6 protein-coding genes and 1 pseudogene are annotated in these 8,976 nt (G+C 50.6%); 5 read left to right on the top strand and 2 right to left on the bottom strand.

The window, feature by feature from the left end; translation table 11 throughout:
- Positions 1-91: 91 nt before the first annotated feature.
- Positions 92-274, bottom strand: a complete 183-nt coding sequence (locus ACLNEE_RS16270) for a leucine zipper domain-containing protein (protein WP_411424523.1) — start codon at positions 272-274, stop codon at positions 92-94.
- Positions 275-330: 56 nt separating this feature from the next.
- Entirely contained in the window at positions 331-528 is a 198-nt protein-coding gene (locus ACLNEE_RS16275) for a hypothetical protein (RefSeq protein WP_411424522.1), read from the bottom strand.
- A 620-nt stretch (positions 529-1,148) separates the two neighbouring features.
- Between ACLNEE_RS16275 and ACLNEE_RS16280 the strand changes: the two genes are divergently transcribed.
- The 5 genes and pseudogenes from ACLNEE_RS16280 (at position 1,149) to ACLNEE_RS16300 (ending at position 8,871) form a co-directional block, all read left to right on the top strand.
- On the top strand, positions 1,149-1,913 hold the full coding sequence (locus ACLNEE_RS16280; protein ID WP_411424521.1) for an FkbM family methyltransferase: 765 nt from the start codon (positions 1,149-1,151) through the stop codon (positions 1,911-1,913).
- Between the two features lie 169 nt (positions 1,914-2,082).
- On the top strand, positions 2,083-2,754 hold the full coding sequence (locus ACLNEE_RS16285) for a class I SAM-dependent methyltransferase (RefSeq protein ID WP_411424520.1): 672 nt from the start codon (positions 2,083-2,085) through the stop codon (positions 2,752-2,754).
- A 204-nt stretch (positions 2,755-2,958) separates the two neighbouring features.
- A complete protein-coding gene (locus tag ACLNEE_RS16290) occupies positions 2,959-6,903 on the top strand; it encodes a glycosyltransferase (protein WP_411424519.1) in 3,945 nt (1,314 codons plus the stop codon).
- A gap of 192 nt (positions 6,904-7,095) precedes the next feature.
- Positions 7,096-7,602, top strand: a complete 507-nt coding sequence (locus tag ACLNEE_RS16295) for a transposase (protein WP_411424518.1) — start codon at positions 7,096-7,098, stop codon at positions 7,600-7,602.
- Positions 7,603-7,733: 131 nt separating this feature from the next.
- Positions 7,734-8,871, top strand: a pseudogene (locus tag ACLNEE_RS16300) (IS630 family transposase).
- The last annotated feature ends 105 nt before the right edge of the window (positions 8,872-8,976 follow it).

Below are 8,976 nucleotides of genomic sequence, written 5' to 3' on the forward strand. Positions count from 1 at the left end.
CTGCTGCGGCGTAAACCGGCGCCGGGTTCTGGTGGGGTTGGTCATCGATAGACAGTCTGGTGGTCATGGCGTGACCCCTAACGACTTGTCCTCAAAACCGGGGGAAGCCCACTGGACCACCTGAGCGGTAACGAGCCAGCCAGCGGTAGGCGCAGCGCAGACTGATCCCGTTCTCGGTGGCCAGCTCACGGAGGCTGCGGCCTTGCTCCAGGTGCTGGCTCACGAGCCGGAGGCGGCCCTTCTGAGTCAGACGGGCATTGGGATGGCTATGCATGGAGGCGTGAGGTCTGGGTTGGTGGGTCGCACCTCAACCCGTAGCGGCCTCACACCTCATTCGTCACTGACCACCTGCTGAGACAGAACATCTAGATCACGCAGGCTCTGGCAGCCACTGAGGATTCCGACCACCGCCACCAGCGGCAGATAGCAAGCCGGAAACCGAACCCAGCGCCGCATCCGCGCATCTAGAATCGACCTCAGGTAGATGATCAGGTCGAGAGTGATTTCCGAGGAGGCACTGTCGGCCACAGAGAGGAGGCGATTCAGCCTACCCAACCCATGTAGACAGCCACTGCAAGGCGACCTGTGACAAGCTCGAAGTAACCCTGTCTCAGCCCTGACCTCCCCCTACATACGCCAGACATTCCGGCACTTGTAGAGGGTGGTCATTTGGATGCCCAGACCTTGGGTGATCTCTGCCACGCTTTGGGGGTGGGGGTCGGCTCATTCGCAGGCTGACATCAGCCTTGACGGCCTCGCTGTATGGACGCTTCGAACGGTTTCATAAGGGCCGCTGGTGGTGGAAGGGGCCGAGATTTAGAGGGGGCATCTTCCATCTTGGCAGAGTTGGGCGTGGCCCTTGCGACTCACAGTGCTTCTCCTGCCCAAAAGCTGGCCGCTTGAGAAATTCTTAAAAGATTCGGTTCAGCTTCCGCAGACCATGTCACGCGTCATGCGAATATGTTGCGGCCACCTACAAAAGTGCCCATCCTTTGACGAGCTGGGTTAGCAATGGAAGCATTGAGGGTTTGGCTTTGAACAGCTCTCATGACATTCTTTGGCCTATACTCTTGCCTTAAGCCTGCTGAAAGGTTCTTATGCCACAAGAAAGAGACGTAATTGTTGACATTGGAGGGGTAAGCCACCTCGTGTCATCTGATGACAATTACTTAGATCATATATCTGGCGAGTTTGAGCCGGATATGGTTGGCCTTTTCAAAGCACTTGCTACTGACTCGATTACTGCTATTGATGTAGGAGCCAATATAGGTTGCACTTCATTGCTGTTCAGTACATTGGCTCGGGATGTCTATGCATTTGAGCCATCAAAAACCACCTTTTCTTTTCTGCGTAAAAATATTGAAAGATCTGGCGCAACTAACGTACATCTCGTCAATATTGGGCTTGGTGATAAAGCCGGAGAATACCCATTGACATTTAGCCCTACAAATAGATCCGGAGGCTTTGTCTCTAATCAAACCTTGGCAAGTGTTGGACATGTCACCGAGGCGATTAATATCGAAACGATGGATAGTATATGCAGCTCACTAAATATTCCTGCTGTAGACTTTATTAAGATTGATGTAGAAGGATTTGAGGCATCTGTTCTGCGTGGAGGGAAGTATACGATCCAGCGTAACAAGCCTACAGTTGTTCTTGAACTTAATCACTGGTGTCTAAATGCCTTTCAACGAACATCTGTGCCCGACTTTCTCGATGAGCTTAGATCTATCTTCCCGATACTTCTTGCAGTGGAGGGCAAGTCCTACATGAATCTACATGACACTAGTGACAGCTATATTGTTATGTATAACCACATTTTGCGTCGTAAATATCCCAATATAATTGCAGCCTTCAGTGAGGATAAGTTAAGCCAGTTCAGAACTCAATACAGCCATAGGCCGTTCCATTAAGTAAGCCGGGTGATCATATGTACAAGCGCATGTGCCTATGATCGCACTTGTGATTAACTCTTAACAGCTTGCATGATATCCAATCAAAAACTCTAGCAACATCATGCCATTTGCAATTGAGACTCAAAGATATATATAAAGTCTTACATGCAGCCAGCACCTTACTTTCATGACATCAACACCTTTTGGGTTTTCCAAAGAACAGATTCAAATCTTAAAATCTGGAGGAATCAATGACGAGATGGCTTCATTTCTTGAATGGGAGGCTAGTACATGGTCGATATCAAAGTCTATTGAGATTGGTGTTGCATCTGGAATTGGGTCAAATGCTATCATCAAAGGTGGCAGCCCTGAGCACCATGGAGTTGACATAAATACACGATTCTACCGCGACAAGAACTTCCCCACTGGTGCACTTGCGCTCCACCATCAGGCGTTTTACTTGCACATCGGAACCGTGAAAGATGTTATCCAGGAGATTCCAAAAGTAAACTTTGTATATATTGATGCTGACCATAGGCATCCATTTCCAACACTTGACTTGTGGAACATGGAAATAACTGATCACCTTGAATATCCTTTCAAGCTAATACTTGATGACATCGGACTTGCCATTGCGTATAGAAAAAGCGGATTCCCCTATCGTGGTCCACTTATTCTTAAAAATGCACTCGAAAGCCATTTCCATCAAGAATTGTCACCCGAGATTGACATGAGAGGAATACCATGGCCCAACCAATGCAGCTTTGTAGTTGACAACAGTAGAAATCTTAGGGAATCCTTACTGCAGTCCTTCTCATTTCCATTTGAAGCCGAGCTTGATCCCGCTCAAGTACTGTAGAACACTGTTGGCGGAATGAGGGCATTCTAAGGCTAGTACATATCAGGTGCGTTCAACAGTATTGGTCGAACTACAGAGCGAAGCTCTACTACGCGTTGATATATATTTAAGGCATTAGAGACGTTCAGGCGACAGAATGATGCCATATCAAGATTAATACATAGGCCCCTGTTAAAGTTAATCAAGTCACATGGCCCCACTCCAATGACAGCCAAAGTTCTTATCGTCACATCAGACAGTGGATGGATTCTTGAAAAGCTTGCCCAAGCTATTAAATCATCGTCTGTTAGCCATGCCTCTGACATGGACATAAAATTGGACATTGGGGGCAATACTGTGCGGCATATTGCTTATGGCGAGTATGACCTTATCTATTACATGACTTATGGATCATATACTCAGCGGAAGTCTAGAATTCAAGTTGGGTACTTTACTCATGTAGAAGATGCCTTGGGGCATGAGATGACAAGGCAGAGATTCTTTGATGTTGCCAGAGATATGGACTATGCGATACTACATGGGGAAAGGTATTTAAAACGCTTGAGGTCAGAGGTTGATATTAAGTGCTCATGCCTAAGCCCTGGCATAGATCATGCCAGTTTTACACCAATACTACGTATCGGTGTTTGCGGCCGCACGTATAATACGGGCAGAAAGGGAGAAGATATAGTTCGTGACTTGATAAACCTAGATTTCGTAAAGTTCTACTTTACAGGGGATGGCTGGCCGGGTCAGGCAACACACCTTCCTACATCTATGCTTCCAGACTTCTATAGAGATATGGACTATATCTTAGTGCCATCACTCTATGAAGCCGGCCCAATGTGTATCCCAGAATCTTTGGCAACAGGGACTAGTGTAATTTGTTCGGACGTCGGCTGGGCCAACAAATTTCCAGTCATTACATTTAAGAATGGTGATTCACAATCACTTAAGAACCTGCTCTTCCGCTTGCATCGCAAGAAACTACGACTTTCCAAGTCAACACATGATCTAACATGGGAGCGTTGGGGTAATGAGCATCTAGCTATCTTCTCTCAGCTAATTAAATCTGATGAGACCTTATTCGGTCCTAGTCGTAAGAAAAGTCTCTCAATCTCATTAATACGGCATGGAAGTGAAAATACCGACAAGGGAGGCCCGAGTGTCCGTGTGCCAAGACTCGCTACCACTCTCAAGATGTATGGACACGAGGTTAAGAGTATCTATTGGTCCCATCTACTGGAGAACGCCAATGATGATGTCGTGCATGTATTTAACATCTGGCCACCATCTTCTGCGATTCAGTGTATCCTTGAGGCAAAAGCCAATGGACTACCCGTCGTACTGAGTTCAATCTTCTTAGACTTGAGGTATACAATGTATGCCGCGGGCGAATTTTCCAAGCTCCTTATATCAGAAAAAGACCCTGATCAGATAACTCTTGAGGCGGCCGAAAGCTATTCTACTCTACGCGATCAAAATCTCAGAGATATACTGGCAATAGACTATCGAGAACATGTTCATAGCATGCTGCTGATGTCAGATCACGTAATATGTCTTACCGAGCATGAGCGAGAGTGCCTTCTAAGTATAACAAGTGAAGACTTTCGAGCAAAGACTAGCATTATTCGGAATCCGCTCCCTCTCCTCTGCGAGATCAACGAACCCACTCATGACAGGTGCAGTCAGCCCTCATTCTCTGAACATTTTAATATTCGTACGCCGTTTATTCTTTGTGTTGGGCGGATAGAGTCACGCAAGAACCAACTCATTCTTGCGAGAGCTATCAAGGAAATTAATCATGCCGGCATTATAGCTAGAGTGGCTCTTGTAGGCTCAAGAGGTGGGCCTAAAGGATACTGCGAAGCTGTCTTCTCAAATCCCCAGAATGTCATAGAGATTGGTTATCTCGACAATAACTCACCACTGTTGCGATCTGCATATCAAGAATGTGCATGCTACGTTCAGTTAAGCTTTGCAGAAGGGATATCTCTAGCCACTTTAGAAGCGTACCAATATTCTGCTAGAGTCTTGATTACCTTGACGGCGCCGAATATAGAATGTTTTGGTGACGACGTCGATTACCTAGAGCCTGTCGATCTCTCAGGCCTCACTGACTATATAAAAAGAATTCTCAATGTAGGCACTTCGTTTTTATCTGACAATCCTAGGCGAAGTCATTATGCAATGTCTTGGTCATTACATGCCAAGCAAACGCTAAAAGCATATGACATGGCATTGGCCAATCACGAGGCTGGCCACGCATCTTTATGGCAATTAACCCAAAGACTTAGCCGTCACCGTGCAATTAGTCCTAGCAGAGGAAATCTATTAGTTGACCTTACAACCCTATGCAACAACAAAGGGACCCCGTCGGGGATAGCAAGAGTAGAGCATATAATTACAACATCTCTTCTTGGGCTTACCACTTCGATCAATCTTATCTGTTGGAATGGATCCAACCACGCCTTTCAAGTTGTTGATAGAGATGACTTTGCTGCCCTTAACCTATCACAATATATCAAGGACTTGACAGGAGGGCAAGCAGTAGGACAATGCTGCGATGCGTATGTTAAGTCTACCATTAAGCATGGTTCTACTTATCTAGTCTTTGGAGGGGCGTGGATAAGGAATGGGCGCTATGTGGAGCACATAGTCCAACTGGTTTCCAAATATAACCTCCGACTTATTCTTATGGTTCATGATATTATTCAATACGTCAAGCACTGGTGGTATGGAGCTGAATCAACAGAGTTTATTCAGAACGCTCGACGTATAATTCCTTTCTGCAGCAAGATCATATCTATATCCGACCAGACCACGCAAGATCTTCTTCGATTCTGCACTGCTGAGCAATGTATATGTCCTCCTATTTTCAGGATCACTCAAGGCGCGGATAATCTTGGCAGAGGCGCATTGCCTCCCTCCAACGATGCCTCTAAGCAACTACTCGAGTCATTTATTTCCGCAATTGGCGACGGAAAATTTATTCTATGTGTTAATGCGATTGACATCAGAAAAAATCATTTAATGCTGTTGTCGTGCTGGGAGATCTTGTTTGATGAGCTCGGATCTGAGTGTCCGTCATTGGTGATGGTAGGCAAGCGTGGCTGGAACTCTGATTACTTTGTGTCTCAACTGCTCCACCATAATCTTTTCAATAAGAAGCTTTTCCTGTTGGAGGGGATTTATGATAACGAACTGCAATGGCTATATTCTCATGCATCAATGTGCTTGAATCCTTCCCTTTATGAGGGATGGGGAATGCCTGTCGCGGAGGCTGTGCTGCATGCAAAGCTATGCCTTGTTTCCAGTGCCTCATCGCTGAAAGAAGTTGCACCATATCATTCCATTCTCTTAGATCCTTGTAATCCAAGAGAATGGGCCGAGACCATCTCTATCTATATACTGAATCCGGATCTCCTTGATGCATGGGAGAACTATGTTCGCAGCTCTTATGATCCTCCTAAGTGGACTGACGCTGCTCAGGCTATCATTAACTGCGTTGATGACGCCCGCGCTTTAGTATCGTTCGCTCCTGTGATTGCGTCCTCGAGAAAGATCCGATTCAATTCTTCCTGTCAGGAGTCTAGGGCCTATCTATTTGGCTTTTGGGAGTTGGGTCGGCACTCTGTGTGCTCGAAGGAGCAAGGGGCCGCGCTATGTTTTTACATTCCATCAACGGTCTCAAGTATCTCTATTGATCTGGACTATCGGCTTCCGGATAAGTGCTTTGACCTGTCTTGGCGGGTCTATGTTGATGGAAGCGTTTCTTTGTCCCGTTCTGTTGGGAGTCGAATTGATGTCTCTTTTCGCCCATCTGTTGACGCCGCTACTTTGCGCCATGTTTTTATTGAGTTTAGCTATAAGGTTGTAGGCGCTGGTTTGGAATTGCGTGGTGAGCGCGTAGTTAGGTTGCCTGGGCTGGAGCTATTTGCCGCTTCTATTGTTATGACGCTTCGATCCTCTGCAGATACGCCTGCGATCGTTGAGGCTCATCCTCTCTCGCTCGGAGAGCTGTTCCATCGTAGAAATAAACTATCCTCGCATGCCTTTGATGCCTTTGTTCTCCACCATGCTAGCTTAATCGTTGATGACTTTGATAGGCGCGAGTTTCTGCGAAGTGCTGATCTGATTAGGCTGATGTCGGCCAAGGCGTTGGGCTAGGATGATGCTGTTATGAGCTTTGACTGCGGTAGATCCTAGTCTGCCGGCCCGGAAATAGCCACTAGAATATGAAGTGTCTCTTTTGGGAGCTGTTCCATGCCTGTGTGTCGGCCCACCCCCGCTTTCAGGAAAGATGGCACCCTTCTCAACTTCACACCCGGGGCCTTGATGGAGAAGAGATGGAGAAGATCAATGCGTCGTTACAGCGAGGCTGTCAAGGCTGATGTGAAACGGCGGATGAGCCCGCCGCAGCGGGAGAGCGTGGCGCGGATTTCCGAGGAGCTGGGCATCCATCTGGTGACCCTCTACAACTGGAGGAAGACCTGGCGTCTGCAGGGAGAGGTGGTGCCCGCATCCGAGAAGGAGCCAGAAGGGTGGAGCGCTGCCGACAAGTTCACGGTGGTGCTCAAGACCGCTGGCCTCAACGACACCGAGCTCGGCGCCTACTGCCGGGAGCGGGGTCTCTTCCCTGAGCAGGTGAGCCGCTGGCGTCAGGCAGCCACCGATGCCAACGCCGCGCCGTTGCTGTCGATGGCCGAACAGAAGGAGCTGGAGAGGCTCCGCGCCCAGGACCAGCGAGAGATCAAGGCCCTCAAGAAGGAGCTGCAGCGCAAGGAGAAGGCCCTGGCGGAGGCGGCAGCGCTGCTGGTGCTGCGAAAAAAGTGGGAGGCCTTCTGCTTGGAGGACGCGGAAGGCTGACGATTGCCGCGCACCGGCAGAAGGCGATCGAGCTGATCGGTGAGGCCAAGGCCAGCGGCGCCACCCTCAGCGCTGCCTGCGGGGAGATCGGCATTTCCCTGCGCACCCTCAAGCGCTGGCGGCGTGCCTTCCTGGGTGATGGGGACGGTGAGGACCGGCGTAAAGGCAGCCCCCGCCATGTCGCTCACCGCCTGAGCGAGGAGGAAAGCCGGCTGATCCTGCTCACCTGCAATCAGCCGGTGTACGCCTCGCTGCCCCCAGGACAGATCGTGCTGGCCTGTGGTGCTGGCGAAACCAATACAGCCATCGCCAATCGGATGGGCCTGAGCGGCATGACCGTCGGCAAGTGGCGCAAGCGCTATCGGGACCAGGGGTTGGAAGGCCTGCACGACGAGCTGCGTCCTGGCCGCCCGCGCACCTACGAGGACGACACGGTGGCCGAGGTGATCAACCGGGCCCTGCAGACCAGGCCGCCCGACGGCAGCACCCAATGGAGTGCCCGCTCCCTGGCAGCGGCGACGGGCATCTCCAAGACCACCGTGCACCGCTGGCTGCAGACCTTCTCGGTGCAGCCGCACCGGCAGAAGCACTACCGCTCCGCGGAAGCCTGACGGCTACAAGCTCTCCACCGATCCGTTCTTTGTGGAGAAGGTCAGGGACATCGTTGGCCTCTACCTGAACCCGCCGGACAAGGCGATGGTGCTCTGCGTCGACGAGAAGACCCAGATCCAGGCCCTGGACCGCACCCAGCCCCTGCTGCCCATGGGCCTGGGATACGTGGAGGGGGTGACGCATGACTACATCCGCCACGGCACCACCACCCTTTTCGCCGCCCATGAGGTGGCCACCGGTGAGGTGTTCACGCAGTGCAGGCCACGTCACCGGCACCAGGAGTTCCTGGGCTTCCTGCGCCAGATCGAGAAATCAGTGCCGGATGACCTGGACGTGCACCTGATCGTGGACAACTACTGCACCCACAAGCACGCCAAGGTCCGTGCCTGGCTGGCGCAGCGGCCCCGCTTCCACGTCCACTACACACCCACCTACGCCTCCTGGCTCAACCAGGTGGAGCGCTGGTTCGGGATCATCACGCAGCGAGCGATCCGGCGGGGCAGCTTTTCCAGCGTCAAGGAACTGATCGCCAAAGTCGAGCAGTTCGTGGCCGCCTACAACAAGACCAAGGCGCCGTTCAGCTGGACCGCCACGGCGGATTCAATCCTCGAGAAGCTCCAGCGACTTTGCTCGCAAATCTCCGGGACGGGACACTAGAAGCGTGTCGCGCATAAGCCCGCACGCCCCCTTTCCCCAGCCACCGCTGAATCTGCCCAGAACCCAGTGACTGCAATGGATCTGGAGGCGAGAATGGGGCATGGT

Origin of the sequence: Aphanothece stagnina RSMan2012 (assembly GCF_046764815.1) — a bacterium.
Lineage (GTDB): Bacteria > Cyanobacteriota > Cyanobacteriia > PCC-6307 > Cyanobiaceae > NIES-981.